Source organism: Streptomyces sp. NPDC056128 (assembly GCF_042263835.1).
Classification (GTDB): domain Bacteria; phylum Actinomycetota; class Actinomycetes; order Streptomycetales; family Streptomycetaceae; genus Streptomyces.
Genome location: NZ_JBHJVQ010000010.1, coordinates 1 through 13,915, shown reverse-complemented (window position 1 = coordinate 13,915; position 13,915 = coordinate 1). Strand labels below are relative to the sequence as shown.

The 13,915-nt window shown below is 70.5% G+C and carries 10 protein-coding genes; 5 read left to right on the top strand and 5 right to left on the bottom strand.

The window, feature by feature from the left end; genetic code table 11:
- Nucleotides 1-284: 284 nt before the first annotated feature.
- On the bottom strand, nucleotides 285-2,066 hold the full coding sequence (locus ACFC1X_RS20400) for an ABC transporter ATP-binding protein (RefSeq protein WP_376355558.1): 1,782 nt from the start codon (nucleotides 2,064-2,066) through the stop codon (nucleotides 285-287).
- Nucleotides 2,063-3,952, bottom strand: a complete 1,890-nt coding sequence (locus tag ACFC1X_RS20395; RefSeq protein WP_376355556.1) for an ABC transporter ATP-binding protein — start codon at nucleotides 3,950-3,952, stop codon at nucleotides 2,063-2,065. The genes ACFC1X_RS20400 and ACFC1X_RS20395 overlap by 4 nt, the downstream gene beginning before the upstream one ends.
- A gap of 194 nt (nucleotides 3,953-4,146) precedes the next feature.
- Here ACFC1X_RS20395 and ACFC1X_RS20390 point away from each other — a divergent pair, with 194 nt between their 5' ends.
- Nucleotides 4,147-4,902: a L,D-transpeptidase family protein gene (locus tag ACFC1X_RS20390; RefSeq protein ID WP_376355554.1), complete on the top strand. Its 756-nt coding sequence runs from the start codon at nucleotides 4,147-4,149 to the stop codon at nucleotides 4,900-4,902.
- A 17-nt stretch (nucleotides 4,903-4,919) separates the two neighbouring features.
- Here the strand turns inward: ACFC1X_RS20390 and ACFC1X_RS20385 are convergent, their stop codons facing one another.
- Nucleotides 4,920-5,387, bottom strand: a complete 468-nt coding sequence (locus tag ACFC1X_RS20385) for a MarR family winged helix-turn-helix transcriptional regulator (RefSeq protein WP_376355552.1) — start codon at nucleotides 5,385-5,387, stop codon at nucleotides 4,920-4,922.
- Nucleotides 5,388-5,507: 120 nt separating this feature from the next.
- Here ACFC1X_RS20385 and ACFC1X_RS20380 point away from each other — a divergent pair, with 120 nt between their 5' ends.
- Both ACFC1X_RS20380 and mltG read left to right on the top strand, forming a co-directional pair.
- Nucleotides 5,508-7,310: an ABC transporter ATP-binding protein gene (locus ACFC1X_RS20380; protein ID WP_376355550.1), complete on the top strand. Its 1,803-nt coding sequence runs from the start codon at nucleotides 5,508-5,510 to the stop codon at nucleotides 7,308-7,310.
- Between the two features lie 202 nt (nucleotides 7,311-7,512).
- Nucleotides 7,513-8,265 carry an endolytic transglycosylase MltG gene (gene mltG / locus ACFC1X_RS20375; protein ID WP_376355904.1) on the top strand — a complete coding sequence of 251 codons (753 nt, stop codon included), beginning with the start codon at nucleotides 7,513-7,515 and terminating at the stop codon, nucleotides 8,263-8,265.
- 12 nt (nucleotides 8,266-8,277) lie between these two features.
- On the opposite strand, the gene ACFC1X_RS20370 is transcribed toward mltG, so the two are convergent.
- Nucleotides 8,278-9,357, bottom strand: coding sequence for an NAD(P)-binding domain-containing protein (locus tag ACFC1X_RS20370; RefSeq protein WP_376355548.1), 1,080 nt, complete (start codon nucleotides 9,355-9,357; stop codon nucleotides 8,278-8,280).
- Nucleotides 9,358-9,412: 55 nt separating this feature from the next.
- Between ACFC1X_RS20370 and ACFC1X_RS20365 the strand changes: the two genes are divergently transcribed.
- Both ACFC1X_RS20365 and ACFC1X_RS20360 read left to right on the top strand, forming a co-directional pair.
- Complete coding sequence (locus ACFC1X_RS20365; RefSeq protein ID WP_376355546.1) at nucleotides 9,413-9,835, top strand: secondary thiamine-phosphate synthase enzyme YjbQ; 423 nt, start codon at nucleotides 9,413-9,415, stop codon at nucleotides 9,833-9,835.
- Between the two features lie 84 nt (nucleotides 9,836-9,919).
- A complete protein-coding gene (locus ACFC1X_RS20360; RefSeq protein ID WP_376355544.1) occupies nucleotides 9,920-10,918 on the top strand; it encodes a recombinase family protein in 999 nt (332 codons plus the stop codon).
- On the opposite strand, the gene ACFC1X_RS20355 is transcribed toward ACFC1X_RS20360, so the two are convergent.
- On the bottom strand, nucleotides 10,854-13,811 hold the full coding sequence (locus tag ACFC1X_RS20355; protein WP_376355542.1) for a hypothetical protein: 2,958 nt from the start codon (nucleotides 13,809-13,811) through the stop codon (nucleotides 10,854-10,856). The genes ACFC1X_RS20360 and ACFC1X_RS20355 overlap by 65 nt on opposite strands.
- Nucleotides 13,812-13,915 lie beyond the last annotated feature (104 nt).

Genomic DNA, 13,915 nt, shown 5'->3' with positions numbered 1-13,915 from the left:
GGGACCGCGCAACGGCACGGGCCCCGCCAGGGTGCCCGCCCTCCCTGTCCCCCCCGTTCCTCGTCACATCGCCGCCCCGTCCGCCACCCTCGCTCCGGGCCGGCCCGCGGCCGCGTGGTCCGGCACGGGTGAGCTGCGGTCCAGGGCCGATGGACTGGCGTCCGGCACCGATGGGCTGCCGTCCGGCACCGGCAGGGGCCGACCGGGCCGGAGCGATGTCCGTGCCCGACCGCACCCGAACCCGATCCCGAATTCCGCCCCCACCCCCGGAGGGCGCCCCGGGCTCACCCGTGCCAGGACCGCCACAGTGCCGCGTAGGCCCCGTCCGCCGCTACCAGCTCGTCGTGGCTGCCAAGCTCGCTGATCCTGCCGTTCTCGACCACGGCGATGACGTCCGCGTCGTGTGCGGTGTGCAGCCGGTGGGCGATCGCGATCACCGTGCGACCGTCCAGGACCCGGGCCAGGGACCGTTCGAGATGACGTGCGGCCCGCGGGTCGAGCAGCGACGTCGCCTCGTCCAGCACCAGGGTGTGCGGGTCGGCCAGCACCAGCCGGGCCAGGGCGATCTGCTGGGCCTGCGCGGGAGTGAGAGCGAAGCCGCCCGAGCCGACCTCGGTGTCCAGGCCGTCGTCGAGTGCGCGGGACCAGTCGTCCGCGTCGACCGCGCCCAGCGCCGCCCACAGCTCGGCGTCGGTGGCACCGGTCCTGGCCAGCCGGAGGTTGTCGCGCAGGGAGCCCACGAAGACGTGGTGCTCCTGGTTGACAAGGGCGACGTGGGAGCGGACCCGCTCCGCGGACATCCGGGACAGCTCGGCGCCACCCAGGGTGATCCGGCCGTCACGCGGACCGTAGATGCCGGCGAGCAGCCTGCCCAGTGTGGACTTGCCGGCGCCCGAGGGCCCGACCAGGGCGAGCCGTGTACCGGGGGCGACCTCCAGCGACACCTTGCGCAGGACGTCCACGCCCTCGACGTAGCCGAAGTGCACGCGGTCGGCGTGCACGTCCCGTCCCTCGGGGGACAGGGCGCCGTCACCGGCGTCCGGCTCGATGTCCCGCACGCCCACCAGCCGGGCCAGGGAGACCTGGGCCACCTGGAGCTCGTCGTACCAGCGCAGGATGAGGCCGACCGGGTCGACCAGCATCTGCGCGATCAGGGCGGCCGTGGTCATCTGACCGACCCCGATCCAGCCCTGCAGCACGAACACACCGCCGATCAGCAGGACGGAGGCGAGCACGGTCACATGGGTGACGTTGATGACCGGGAAGAGCACCGACCGCAGCCAGAGCGTGTAGCGCTCCCAGGCCGTCCACTCCCTGATCCGCTGCTCCGACAGCTCGATGCGCCGGGCGTCCAGACGGTGCGACTCGACGGTGCGTCCGGCGTCCACCGTCTCGGCGAGCGCGGCGGCCACCGCGGCGTACCCGGCGGCCTCGGACCGGTAGGCGGAGGGCGCCCGCCGGAAGTACCAGCGGCAGCCGATCACCAGAAGCGGCACCGCGATCAGCACCACCGGTGCCAGCGGCGGAGCGGTGACCACCAGTCCGCCGAGCAGCAGCACCACCCACACGGCGCCGATCGCCAGCTGGGGCACCGCCTCGCGCATGGCGTTGGCGAGCCGGTCGATGTCCGTGGTGATCCGGGAGAGCAGATCCCCGGTACCGGCCCGTTCCAGCACGCCGGGCGGCAGGCCGACCGACCGCACGAGGAAGTCCTCGCGCAGATCGGCCAGCATCCGTTCGCCGAGCATGGCCCCGCGCAGCCGCACCTCGCGCACGAACAGCGCCTGCACGGCGAGCGCGAGCACGAAGAACGTGGCCGTGAGGCCGAGATGCAGCTCGCGGGCGCCGTCCGACACCCGTTCCACGAGCCCGCCCAGCAGGTAGGGGCCCGCCATCGAGGCGATCACGGCGACGGTGTTGACGGTGACGAGGAGCAGGAACGCCCGGCGGTGCCGGCGCAGCAGTTCGCCCGTGTAGGCGCGGACGGTCGCGGGCGCGCCGACGGGGAGGGTGTTCGCCGTCGTGGGGGCCGCCGGGTCGTACGACGGTGGTGCGACGCCGATCATGCCGTCTCCTCGATCTCTTCCAGTCGGTGCAGTACGTCGCCGTCCCGGCGCAGTACGTCGTCCTCGCCCAGGACGTCGTCGTCCGGGGTCTTCGCCGGGCGGCCGCCGGCCGTGCGCCCGCCGACCGGAGGCACGTCCGTGCGGGCCGTGGTCTCCTCGTCGGTCTCGCGGGTCACCACCGCCCGGTACCGCGGCTCGGTGTGCAGCAGGTCCCGGTGCGTGCCGGTCGCGGCGACCTCGCCCTCGTGCAGGAACACGGTCCGGTCCGCGCGGTCCAGCAGCAGTGGCGACGAGGTGAACACCACCGTGGTGCGCCCCGCGCGCAGCTCTCGTACGCCCTCCGCGATCCGCGCCTCGGTGTGCGAGTCGACGGCGGAGGTCGGTTCGTCCAGGACGAGCGCCTCCGGGTCCGTGATCAGGGACCGGGCCAGTGCGAGCCGCTGGCGCTGGCCGCCCGACAGCGAGCGGCCCCGCTCGGTGATGCGAGCGTCCAGGGGGTCCTCCACATCGAGCGAGCCCTGCGCGAGCGCGGCCAGCACGTCGCCGCACTGGGCGGCGGCCAGCGCGTCCCCCGCGCTCACCGCGCCGGAGGCGGGTACGTCGAGCAGTTCGCGGAGGGTGCCGGAGAGCAGCACCGGGTCCTTGTCCTGCACCAGCACGGCCGTGCGCGCGGATCCGAGGGGCAGCTCGTCGAGCGGCACCCCGCCCAGCAGGGCCGATGTGCCCTCCTCCGAGGGGTGTCCGCCGAGTCGTTCCGCCAGGCGTCCGGCCGTGTCCGGGTCGCCGCACACCACGGCGGTGAACCTTCCCGACGGGGCGAGGAGACCGGTGGCCGGGTCGTACAGATCGCCGGTCGGGATCTCGGCGGTGCGCGTGCCCGCGGTGTCCGTGACCCGTTCCAGCGCCAGCACCCGGGCGGCCCGCCTGGCCGAGGGCTTGGAGAAGGAGTACGCCATGGCGATCTCCTCGAAGTGCCGCAGCGGGTAGGTGAGGAGCATGACGGAGCTGTAGACGGTGACGAGTTCGCCGATGCCGATGCGGCCCTCGCGGGCCAGGTGGACGCCGTGCCAGACCACCGCGATCAGCAGCAGGCCCGGCAGCAGCACCTGGATCGCGGAGATCAGGGACCACATGCGTGCGCTGCGCACGGCCGCGTGGCGCACCTCCTGGGAGGCGCTCCGGTAGCGGTCGAGGAAGAGTGCCTCGCCGCCGATGCCGCGCAGCACACGCAGGCCGGCAACGGTGTCGGAGGCGAGTTCGGTGGCCCGGCCGGCCTTCTCGCGCTGGACGTCGGCCCGCTGAGTGGCCCGGGGCAGGAGGGGCAGTACCGCGAGGGCCAGCACCGGCAGGCCCACGATCACGACGACGCCGAGCGCCGGCTGGTAGACGACCAGCGCCACGCAGACCAGCACGATGGTGAGCGCGGCCGCGGTGAAGCGGGAGACGGCCTCCACGAACCAGCCGATCTTCTCGACATCGCCGGTGGACACGGCTACGACCTCGCCGGCCGCGACGCGCCGGGTCAGTGCCGAACCGAGCAGTGCGGCCTTGCGGGCGAGCAGTTGCTGGACTCTGGCCGCTGAGGTGATCCAGTTGGTGACGGCGGCGCGGTGCAGGAAGGTGTCGCCGAGCGCGTTGCCGGCACAGCACAGTGCCATGAGGCCGCCCGCGAGGGCGAGCCGGGTGCCGGACCGGTCGACGACGGCCTGGATGGCGAGCCCGACGCAGAAGGGCAGGGCGGAGACGGAGGCGAAGTGCAGCAGGCCCCAGGCCAGTGACCTGAGTTGGCCGCCCAGCTGGTTGCGGAACAGCCACCACAGGAAGCGGGAGCCCGAGCGTGCGTCCGGCACGCCCGGGTCGGGATACGGAAGGTCTTGGATCTGCATGACGTCCCAGTGGCTCGTGTCAGGGGGTGCCGTTGCCACACGGCATCGAGAGGCTGCAAACCGTGAAAGGTTCGCGTCGCGGCATGCCCAAAATCAAGCGGTTTTCCGCGGTGGGGCACGGATCAGGCTGCTTCCGCCGTACTCGCGCCGGGCGTTGGGGACGGGGTTGTGGACGCGAGTGCGACCATGGACCGATGGGAAGTGGTGGCGCACGGCGTACGGCGGTCGCGATGGCGGCAATGGGATCCCTGACGGCGGCGGCGCTGGCCGGCTGCGGCGGCCCCTCCGGGGGCGGCGCGGACGCCCGGGGGAGCGGACCGGCCGACGGGGCCGGGCACGCGAGTGCCACGGCCGACCCGACGCGGCTCCCCGGCGTCGGCGACCGGTACCAGCGGCTGGTGCCGGCCGGTTCCCGGCAGGTCGTGGCGGTGTACGGCGACGGCCCGGACTCGGCCGACGCCACCGTGGTGCTCTACACGAAGCAGGGCTCCGCCTGGCACCGCGCCCGCAGTTGGGCCGCGCACAACGGCACGAAGGGGTGGACGACCGACCACCGCGAGAACGACAAGCGCAGCCCCGTAGGCGTCTTCACCCTGAGCGACGCCGGCGGAGTGCTCCCCGACCCGGATCCCGCCCCGGGTACCGGGCTGCCGTACACCCGTTCCGCGTCCTTCGCGGCGCCGCGGTGGTGGGCGAAGCCGTACTGGCACGACTTCGACTACGTCATCGCCATCGACTACAACCGCGTCAAGGGCACCTCGCCGAACGATCCGACCCGTCCCCAGGGCGCGTCCAAGGGCGGCGGGATCTGGCTGCACATGGACCACGGGAGCGGCACGTCGGCCTGTGTCAGCCTGCCCAAGCCGGCGATGGAGTACCTGCTGCGCACGCTGGATCCGGACGCACGTCCCGTGGTGGTGATGGGGGACAAGGCTCGCCTGAAGGCCTGACAGGGCCCGGGAACGCCTCAGCTCCGGGCGGCGCCCCGGTCCGGTCCGCAGCCGGGGCCGTCGACCAGTGTGTCCAGCAGACCGCCGAGCACCGCGCGTTGCTCGTCCGACAGCGGCGCGAGGATCTCCTCCGCGGCCGAGCGGCGGGCGCCGCGCAGTTCGCTCAGGGCCGTGCGTCCCTCGTCGGTGAGCTCGATCCGGATGACCCGGCGATTGGCCGGATCCGGGGCACGGCGCACCTTCCCGGCCGCCTCCAGCCCGTCGACCAGCGTCGTCACGGCCCGGGGCACCACCTCAAGGCGCTCGGCCAGGTCGGCCATGCGCGGCGGCGAGCCGTAGTGCGCCAGGGTGCGCAGCAGTCGGGACTGGGCCGGCGTGATGCCGAGGGCACGGTGCTCCAGGTGGCGCTTCTGGATGCGGTGCACCCGGCGGGTGAGCCGCAGCAACTGCTCGGCGAGCAGGCCGTCGGGATCGGGGGCGGTCATGCGGGAACAATATCAGGACGATATTCATTGTGAGTATAGGTAACAATGCCCTATGCTCCGCAACGCCGGCGATCCGAGGGATCCGCCGGCCCTCCACTGCCGACACCCCCGTAGGAGCCCATGCAACCCGACCGCGCGTCCGCCTGGACCGCACCCGCCGACGCCGAGGAACAGCCTCGGCAGGTGCGACGCATCCTGAAGCTGTTCCGCCCCTACCGGGGCCGTCTCGCGGTCGTCGGACTGCTGGTCGGCGCCGCCTCGCTCGTCTCGGTCGCCACGCCCTTCCTCCTGAAGGAGATCCTGGATGTCGCGATCCCCGAGGGGCGCACCGGCCTGCTGAGCCTGCTCGCCCTCGGCATGATCCTCGGCGCCGTCCTCACCAGCGTCTTCGGCGTACTGCAGACGCTGATCTCCACGACCGTGGGCCAGCGCGTCATGCACGACCTGCGCACCACCGTCTACGGCCGGCTCCAGCAGATGTCCCTCGCCTTCTTCACCCGCACCCGCACGGGCGAGGTCCAGTCCCGCATCGCCAACGACATCGGCGGCATGCAGGCGACCGTCACCTCCACGGCGACCTCCCTGGTCTCCAACCTCACCAGCGTGGTCGCCACCGTCGCCGCCATGGTCGTCCTCGACTGGCGCCTCACCGTCGTCTCGCTGCTCCTGCTCCCGGTGTTCGTGTGGATCAGCCGCCGCGTCGGCAAGGAGCGCCGGAAGATCACCACCCGGCGCCAGAAGCAGATGGCCGCGATGGCCGCCACGGTCACCGAGTCGCTCTCCGTCAGCGGCATCCTGCTCGGCCGCACCATGGGCCGCTCGGACTCGCTCACCCGCGCCTTCGCGGACGAGTCCGAGGGGCTGGTCGACCTCGAAGTGCGGTCGAACATGGCGGGCCGCTGGCGGATGGCCGTCATCACGATCGTCATGGCCGCCATGCCGGCCGTCATCTACTGGACCGCCGGCATCGCCCTCCAGTTGGGCGGGCCGGAGGTCTCCCTCGGCACGATCGTCGCCTTCGTCTCGCTCCAGCAGGGCCTGTTCCGTCCGGCCGTGAGCCTGCTGTCGACCGGTGTCCAGATCCAGGCCTCGCTCGCGCTCTTCCAGCGCATCTTCGAGTACCTCGACCTGCCGATCGACATCACCGAACGCGACGAGCCGGTCCACCTCGACCACATCAAGGGCGAGGTCCGCTTCGAGGACGTCGGGTTCCGCTACGACGGCAAGGGCTCCGCAGTCCTCGACGGCATTGACATCACCGTCCCTGCGGGCAGCAGCCTCGCGGTCGTCGGCCCGACCGGCGCCGGCAAGTCCACCCTCGGCCACCTGGTGCCGCGCCTGTACGACGCGACGGACGGCCGGGTCACGCTCGACGGGGTCGACGTGCGCGACCTGGACTTCGACACCCTCGCCCGGGGAATCGGCGTGGTCTCGCAGGAGACGTACCTCTTCCACGCCTCGGTCGCCGAGAACCTGCGCTTCGCCAAGCCGGACGCCACCGACGCCGAAATGGAGGCGGCCGCGCGGGCGGCCCAGATCCACGACCACATCGCCGCCCTGCCCGACGGCTACGACACGGTGGTCGGCGAGCGCGGCCACCGCTTCTCCGGCGGGGAGAAGCAGCGCCTGGCCATCGCCCGCACCATCCTGCGCGACCCGCCCGTTCTGGTCCTCGACGAGGCGACCAGCGCGCTGGACACCCGTACCGAGGCCGCCGTGCAGGACGCCATCGACGCGCTCTCCGCCAACCGCACCACGGTCACCATCGCCCACCGCCTGTCCACCGTCCGGGACGCCGACCGCATCGTCGTCCTCGACTCCGGGCGCTTGGCCGAACAGGGCACGCACGAGGAACTCCTGGAGCGGGACGGACGCTACGCGGCCCTGGTCCGCAGAGACGCCCGACTGGAGCCGACAAGATGACGATATGCCGGGTTTGTACGCAAATCAGGGTTACCGTGCCCGCATGCAGACGAACACTCCGCGACGAAGCGCGAGGCGCGCGAGGAGCGCCAGCAGCACCAGGAGACCGAGGAGCCCGAGGAGCCCGAGGAGGACGATTCGGCTGACGCGCCGGGGCCGTGTCGCCCTGATCGCGGCCGGCGCCGTCGTGGCCGCCACCGCCGTGGCGGTGCCACTGCTGACTACGGACGAGGAGGGCGAGTCCCGCCCCACCTCCCTCGTGATCCCCGAGGGCTGGCGGGCCACGCAGGTCTACGCGGCCGTCGACAAGACGCTCGAGCTGCCCGCGGGCACCACCAAGAAGTCCCTGGCCAAGGCCGATCTCAAGCTGCCGAACGACGCCGAGGGAAATCCCGAGGGCTATCTCTTCCCGGCCACCTATCCGCTCGGTGAGTCCCCGACGCCGGAGAAGCTGCTGGAGGCCATGGTCGACGCGGCGAACGAGAAGTTCACCGGCGCGCCGGTCGCCGCGGGCGCCCAGCGCAACGCGCTGAACGTCTATCAGGCCGTCACCATCGCCAGCATCGTGCAGGCGGAGGCCGCCGCCAAGGAGGACATGGGCAAGGTGGCCCGGGTGGTCTTCAACCGGCTGGAACGCGGGATGCCGCTCCAGATGGACTCCACCATCAACTACGCCCTGGGCCGTTCCACGCTGGACACCACCACCAAGGACACCCGGATCGACAGCCCCTACAACTCGTACCAGCGCATGGGCCTGCCGCCCACGCCCATCGCCAACCCGGGCGACGTCGCGATGACCGCCGCGATCAATCCGACCCCCGGGGACTGGCTGTACTTCGTCACGGTCAAGCCGGGCGACACCCGCTTCACCGCCGACTACGCCGAACACCAGCGCAGCGTCGCCGAGTTCAACCGCGCCCGGGAGAGCGCCTCGAAGGCGGCAGGGGCCGGGTGACCGGGCGGGGCGTCACGCGGCCACCGGCGCCTCCTCGGCCAGCAGTCGCCTGATGTCCCGCACGGCCGAGCGTCCCGCCCGGTTGGCGCCGATGGTGCTGGCCGACGGCCCGTAGCCGACGAGGTGGACCCGCGGATCGGCGACCGCGCGCGTCCCCTCGACCCGGATGCCGCCGCCCGCCTCCCGCAGCCGCAGCGGCCGCAGATGATCGATGGCGGGCCGGAACCCGGTCGCCCACAGGATGACGTCCACGGCCACGCGCCGCCCGTCGCCCCACTCGATCCCCTCGGGCGTGATCCGGTCGAACATGGGCTGCCGGTCCAGCACACCCGACTCCAGCCCGGCCCGGATCGCGTCGTTCAGCGGCAGCCCCGTCACCGACACCACGCTCTTCGGCGGCAGCCCCTGCCGCACCCGTTCCTCCACGAGCGCCACCGCCGCCCGGCCCGCGTCCTCGTCGAAGGGCCCCTCGCGGAAGACCGGGGGCCGCCTGGTCACCCAGGTGGTGGAAGCGGCGTACGGGGCGATCTCCAGCAGATGCTGCGTCCCCGAGGCGCCCCCGCCCACCACGACCACGCGCTGCCCGGCGAACTCCTCGGGGCCCGCGTAGTGCGCGGTGTGCAGCTGCCGTCCCCGGAAGGTCTCCTGCCCGGGGTAGCGCGGCCAGAAGGGCCGGTCCCAGGTGCCGGTCGCGTTGATCAGGGCCCGCGTGGACCAGGACCCGGCCGAGGTCTCCACGAGCAGCCGCCCGCCCGTCCCCTCGCGCACCGCACGGACGTCGACGGGCCGCCGTACCCGCAGGTCGAAGGTCCGCTCGTAGTCGGCGAAGTACCCGCCCACCACCTCGGCGGACGGCCGCGCCGGATCCGCGCCGGTCAGCTCCATGCCCGGCAGCGAGTGCATGCCGTGCACCTTGCCGTACGTCAGTGACGGCCAGCGGAACTGCCAGGCGCCCCCGGGGCCGGGAGCGTGGTCCAGCACCACGAAGTCGCGTTCCGGCTCGAAGCCGGTGCGCCGCAGGTGATAGGCCGCGGCGAGTCCCGCCTGACCGGCCCCGATGACGACGACCTCGACCTCGCGCGTGTAGTTCACGCTTCTACCAACGGCGCCGAGGGTGCGGATCTTCCCGCGGTGTCAGGATGGTGCCATGTCAGATGCCTTCACCACCCGCGTCCTGAACCTCGCCACCGGCTCGGCGGAGCGGGTCGCCGACATCACCGGTGACTGCGAGTCCTTCCTGCGCGAGGCGGCGGCCGGCCGCGACGGCCTCCTCAACGTCTTCGTGCCGCACGCCACCGCCGGGATCGCGATCATCGAGACCGGCGCCGGCAGCGACGACGACCTGCTCGCCGCACTGCACACCCTGCTCCCGGCCGACGACCGCTGGCAGCACCGCCACGGCAGCCCGGGCCACGGCCGCGACCACGTCCTGCCCGCCTTTGTACCCCCGCACGCGACCCTGCCGGTGATCGACGGCCGCCTGGAACTGGGAACCTGGCAGTCGGTGTGCCTGGTGGACACCAATAAAGACAATGTCAACCGTCAGGTTCGACTGAGCTTCCTGGGCTGAGCAAGATCGTCCTGGGTGTGGCCGCCGATTCTCCGTACCTTGCGTGCTCGGAACGGAGAAGTCTTGCGCGGTACGGACCTGAACATGATCGAACGCCCCTACGACGGATGCGGGAAGTGCCTGCTCGGCGTGCGACGGCTGTCGCGGATGAAGCTCGCCACGTCGTCTCCGGAACGGCAGCGCGAGGACGTGCTGACCGTCGCCGAGTCTGTCGGGGGGCACATCATCGGCTGGGCCGACGACTGGGAAGTCTCGGGTGCCACCGACCCGATGACCCGGCCCAAACTGGGCCCCTGGCTTCGCGATGAGAGGGGCCCGTACGACGGGTTGGTGGCTGCAGCCGTGGACCGGCTCGGTCGCAACGTCGTGGACTGCCTGAATACCGGCTACAAGATGCGTGACGAGGGGAAGCTGCTCGTCACCTACGGCCACGACGGTCCTTGGGACCTGGACGACCAGGTCGACGAGAACCGCTTCACCATGGAGGCATGGGGTGCGCAGATGGAACTGCGGGCCATCCAGCGCCGAAACCGCAGCGCTACGCAGAAGACGCGGGCAGCGGGACGCCCGAAGGGAAAGCCCTCCTACGGATTCCAGTACATACGGACCGTAATGGGCGGCAAGATCGATCACGTCGCCCTGCATCCCCAGGCCTCGACTGTCATCCGAACAGTCGCCCGCCGCATTCTGGCCGACCCGGAGAACATCACACCCAGTAGTGAAGCCGCACGCCTGAGCCGAGTGGGGGAGCGTTCGCCCGCCGACCACTTGGCCGTCATGTACGGGAAGCCGGCAGGCGGCCACCCCTGGCAGCCGACGAGTCTGAAGAACATCCTCCTTTCCGAGGCGGCACTGGGCTACTTGATGCACCAGGGCAAGCCGGTGATCGACCAGGACACGATCTCCAAGAGAAATGGCTCCTTGCTTGCCAGACGCACACGTGCCGACTACAGCGCTTATGGCGGATGTGAAGGGCAGCGTCTTCGCACCCCGGAACCCGCTCCAGCGGCCACGCCCCTTACGGATCCGCTGTGTTGGGTCCGTGGTCTAGTGAGGCGTCGAGCACGCATACATGGGCGGTGATGCCGCAGTCGGTTAGCGTTGCCGCATGTTGGTGGAGGTCTCTACGGAGCCGCTCGGGTGTGTTACGAGCCGACTTGGCTTGGCGGCTGTCGTCGTCGCTCCAGGCATTGCCGCCGAAGTAGACAGCGATGTATACGCCTGCTGACCCCAGTGGGCCTTTCAGGTAACGCCAGCCGAGTTGGTCGGCGATGGCGGTGACGACTTCGTTGTGCCAGCTGCACTTCACCTCGCCAGGTACTGTCAGCGATTGGCCACTGGTGGTGCGGGCTTCGACCAGGAGGTCGGGGATGTCGCCAGGTGTGTCACCCAGGCGCGGGTTGATCTCTACCTCACGCAGCACGGCGGCTCGCTCCCGCAATCTGCGCTGTATCTCCCGGGCGAGCCAGGTCGACACCTCTCGTTCTTCTGCCGGCACATACCCAACCCAGACGTTGTCTCTGCGCTGGCGGTGCCACAGTTGGGCGCGCAGGGCGCGGTCGGCACGCAAGCTCTTGCCGATGTCGTCCAGGACTTCGGCCGTGACCCAGGCGAGTTGCTCTCTGGACGCGATGATCCGGCGCGAGGGGTTGGTCAGCATCTCGCGTACTTCTGCTACGGATGGCGGTCGCCACTCCTGGGCGCGCATGGTGTTCCGCATGTCGACAGCTTCGGCGCGCAGCCACACGCTGCCGGTCTTGTCTGCGAGCTCCTCCAGGATCGTGGCGTGCTCGATCGAGGCATGCTCGGTCAGCGGGCGCAGGATCTGGGAGGAGAACTCCTCGGCGGGATCGCTGCGCACTACGCGTCCGGAGGCGACCGGTTTCCGTGGCAGGGCTTGGTACGCCCAAAGGTAGAGCTGCCCGCGCTGGGACGCGGTGAGGGTCGACCACGCGTCGGAGGCGTTGTGATGGGCCTGGTAGATGATGTCCCGCGAGAGAGCGTGGTCGTTTTCGAAGACGGTCAGCAGGCCGCCGAACTGTATTGGAGTCATGGGGCATGCGGCAAGGCGGCTGCCGGCTGTCACCGCAGTGTCTCGGTGGATCGACTCGCCGACGCCTCGTTCAGGGGGCGTGAGCGCGTTTGCCTGCAGGAGAGTATGGGCCAACTCTGCGGTGGGAGAAGGCAGCGTCGTAGCAGCGATGTCGAAAAGGCCGCTGAGCGTATGTGCGGGGTAGACACCGTTGCTCAGGCGCGCCAGGGCTTGGGAGCTGAGCTCCGTGCTCTTGATGCGCCGCTGATGGAAGGCGACAATGGCGGCGTCCTGGTGCATGTTGCGGATGAGGAAGTCGACAGTGGCGGCCTCATTATGCGCGGTTGCCCGTTCAAGTGCCTGGGAGACGACTGTGTAGCCGCCGGGCAGGTTCCAGAGGCCGGGTAGCCATGCCAGCCAGTGGTCCGCCGGGACACGGTCGAGCCAGCCCTTGTCGACGGCTGTGATCAGGCGGCAGGCGCCTTCGATGAGGCTGGCGTTCACCTCGTCCTCAGCGTCCGGGCCGGATGACAAGAATGACAAGGCTCGTTCGGCCACAATGTGGTGCTGCGCGGGCGTCAGTGCCGCCCAAGCTGGAATGGGATCCGACGAGCGGGTCCCCTGCACAGGATGCTGCAGGCCCTGCACCATGCAAGCAAATTGCCGCTCCGCCAGCACCTGATCGGCGGACCATGATCCGCTGTTGCGCGCATCCTCGTGAACGGGCACAACCCGCTCGGTACGGGACGCCGTGAACCGCTCTGCCAAAGCGTGCCATCGCGGCTCCGCCGCTTCTGCCGCGGCCATGACGCTCGCGGCGCCTTCGTCATCGACCGTGTTAGCCAGCGCATACACCGCGAAGAACGCCGGCACGCTGGTCGTCTGCTGCGCATCGGTACTGCGCAGATCCTCCAGCCACCACTCGAAATCGTCCGCACTAAGCAGGCCCGTGTCGTGAAGGCGTTTTGCCACCATGTGGCCGGAGTCAATGTCCTGCAGCAGGTCCTTGACCAGGTGTCGGCGTCGCTGCGGCTCCAGCGCCGAGATCTCTTCAGGGCTGACCCCGTGCAGCGCCGAGTTGGCGGACCACTGCGCCTGCAGCAACCGTCCGCCGGACTGCCATGTGGCAGAGCCGATGGCGCTGGTGGTGACAGCAGCCCACGCGGCGCTGCTGAGCATACGCCGCACCCTTGGATCACCGTGCGCAGCGGAGGGAAGGGACGCGGCCCACGCATCCAGGTCGTCGATGCCGCACTCACCGGCCGCGGTGCGACGCGCCAGCATGGCCACGAACCGTCGGCCCATGGGGCTATGCGGCATCCGGTCCGCCTCGGCGATCGTCTCCAGTAGCCAGGCCATGTCCACGTGCCGCGGCCACAGCACAGGTAGCAGCTCAGCCCGCACCGGCCACGGGCAGGCGGCGTCGGTTGCGAGGCGCTTGACCCGTTCCAGGAGGGCCGCTTCCTCAGTCCCACACAGGGCACGGCCGGCCCACTCTGCGGTACGGACGTGATCGTCGTATTCCTCTCGCTCCCGGCCAGTGACGGACTCCTCGAGCAGATCCACAAGAGATCCGTCGAGTTCCCTCAGTCCGGTCGCCTGGATGATCAAAGCAACCTCCTGCTGGCGCCAAGCCGGCTCGTCGCTTCCCAGCAACTTGGCAAGCTGCGACGCCAGACCTGGGAGAAGCAAGCCTGCATAGCCGGAACGGAGGCGCGGCGCCGGAGCCAGAGCCGAGGCAAGCCTCGACACGATCTTCTCGGCGACCTGTGCTCGTACAGGATCGGTGAAATCCTGCAGGTCAGCCTGCATTAATACCTCGGGATCAGTATCCACCAGCCAATCGGTCACATCCGGTCGCAGGGCGGCCAGCCACATTGCCGTGCCGGCCAGCTGAGGAAGAACGCGCTCAGGATGGGCCGGATCAGCCAGCAGGCTGCGCACGCTGGCTAGCCTCGCGCTTTCATCAAGCGGGCTGTCCGGCAGACGGGCAGGAAAGCAGAAAGTGCCTCTGACCAGCAAGAATGAGGATTGTCGAGGTCCTTGTT

What these genes read in the sequence shown, in the direction of transcription:
- ACFC1X_RS20395 (WP_376355556.1), bottom strand. Translation starts at nt 3,952, where the DNA reads ATGCAGATCCAAGACCTTCCGTATCCCGACCCGGGCGTGCCGGACGCA.
- ACFC1X_RS20365 (WP_376355546.1), top strand. Translation starts at nt 9,413, where the DNA reads ATGTCAGATGCCTTCACCACCCGCGTCCTGAACCTCGCCACCGGCTCG.
- ACFC1X_RS20380 (WP_376355550.1), top strand. Translation starts at nt 5,508, where the DNA reads ATGCAACCCGACCGCGCGTCCGCCTGGACCGCACCCGCCGACGCCGAG.
- ACFC1X_RS20385 (WP_376355552.1), bottom strand. Translation starts at nt 5,387, where the DNA reads ATGACCGCCCCCGATCCCGACGGCCTGCTCGCCGAGCAGTTGCTGCGG.
- ACFC1X_RS20400 (WP_376355558.1), bottom strand. Translation starts at nt 2,066, where the DNA reads ATGATCGGCGTCGCACCACCGTCGTACGACCCGGCGGCCCCCACGACG.
- ACFC1X_RS20390 (WP_376355554.1), top strand. Translation starts at nt 4,147, where the DNA reads ATGGGAAGTGGTGGCGCACGGCGTACGGCGGTCGCGATGGCGGCAATG.
- ACFC1X_RS20360 (WP_376355544.1), top strand. Translation starts at nt 9,920, where the DNA reads ATGATCGAACGCCCCTACGACGGATGCGGGAAGTGCCTGCTCGGCGTG.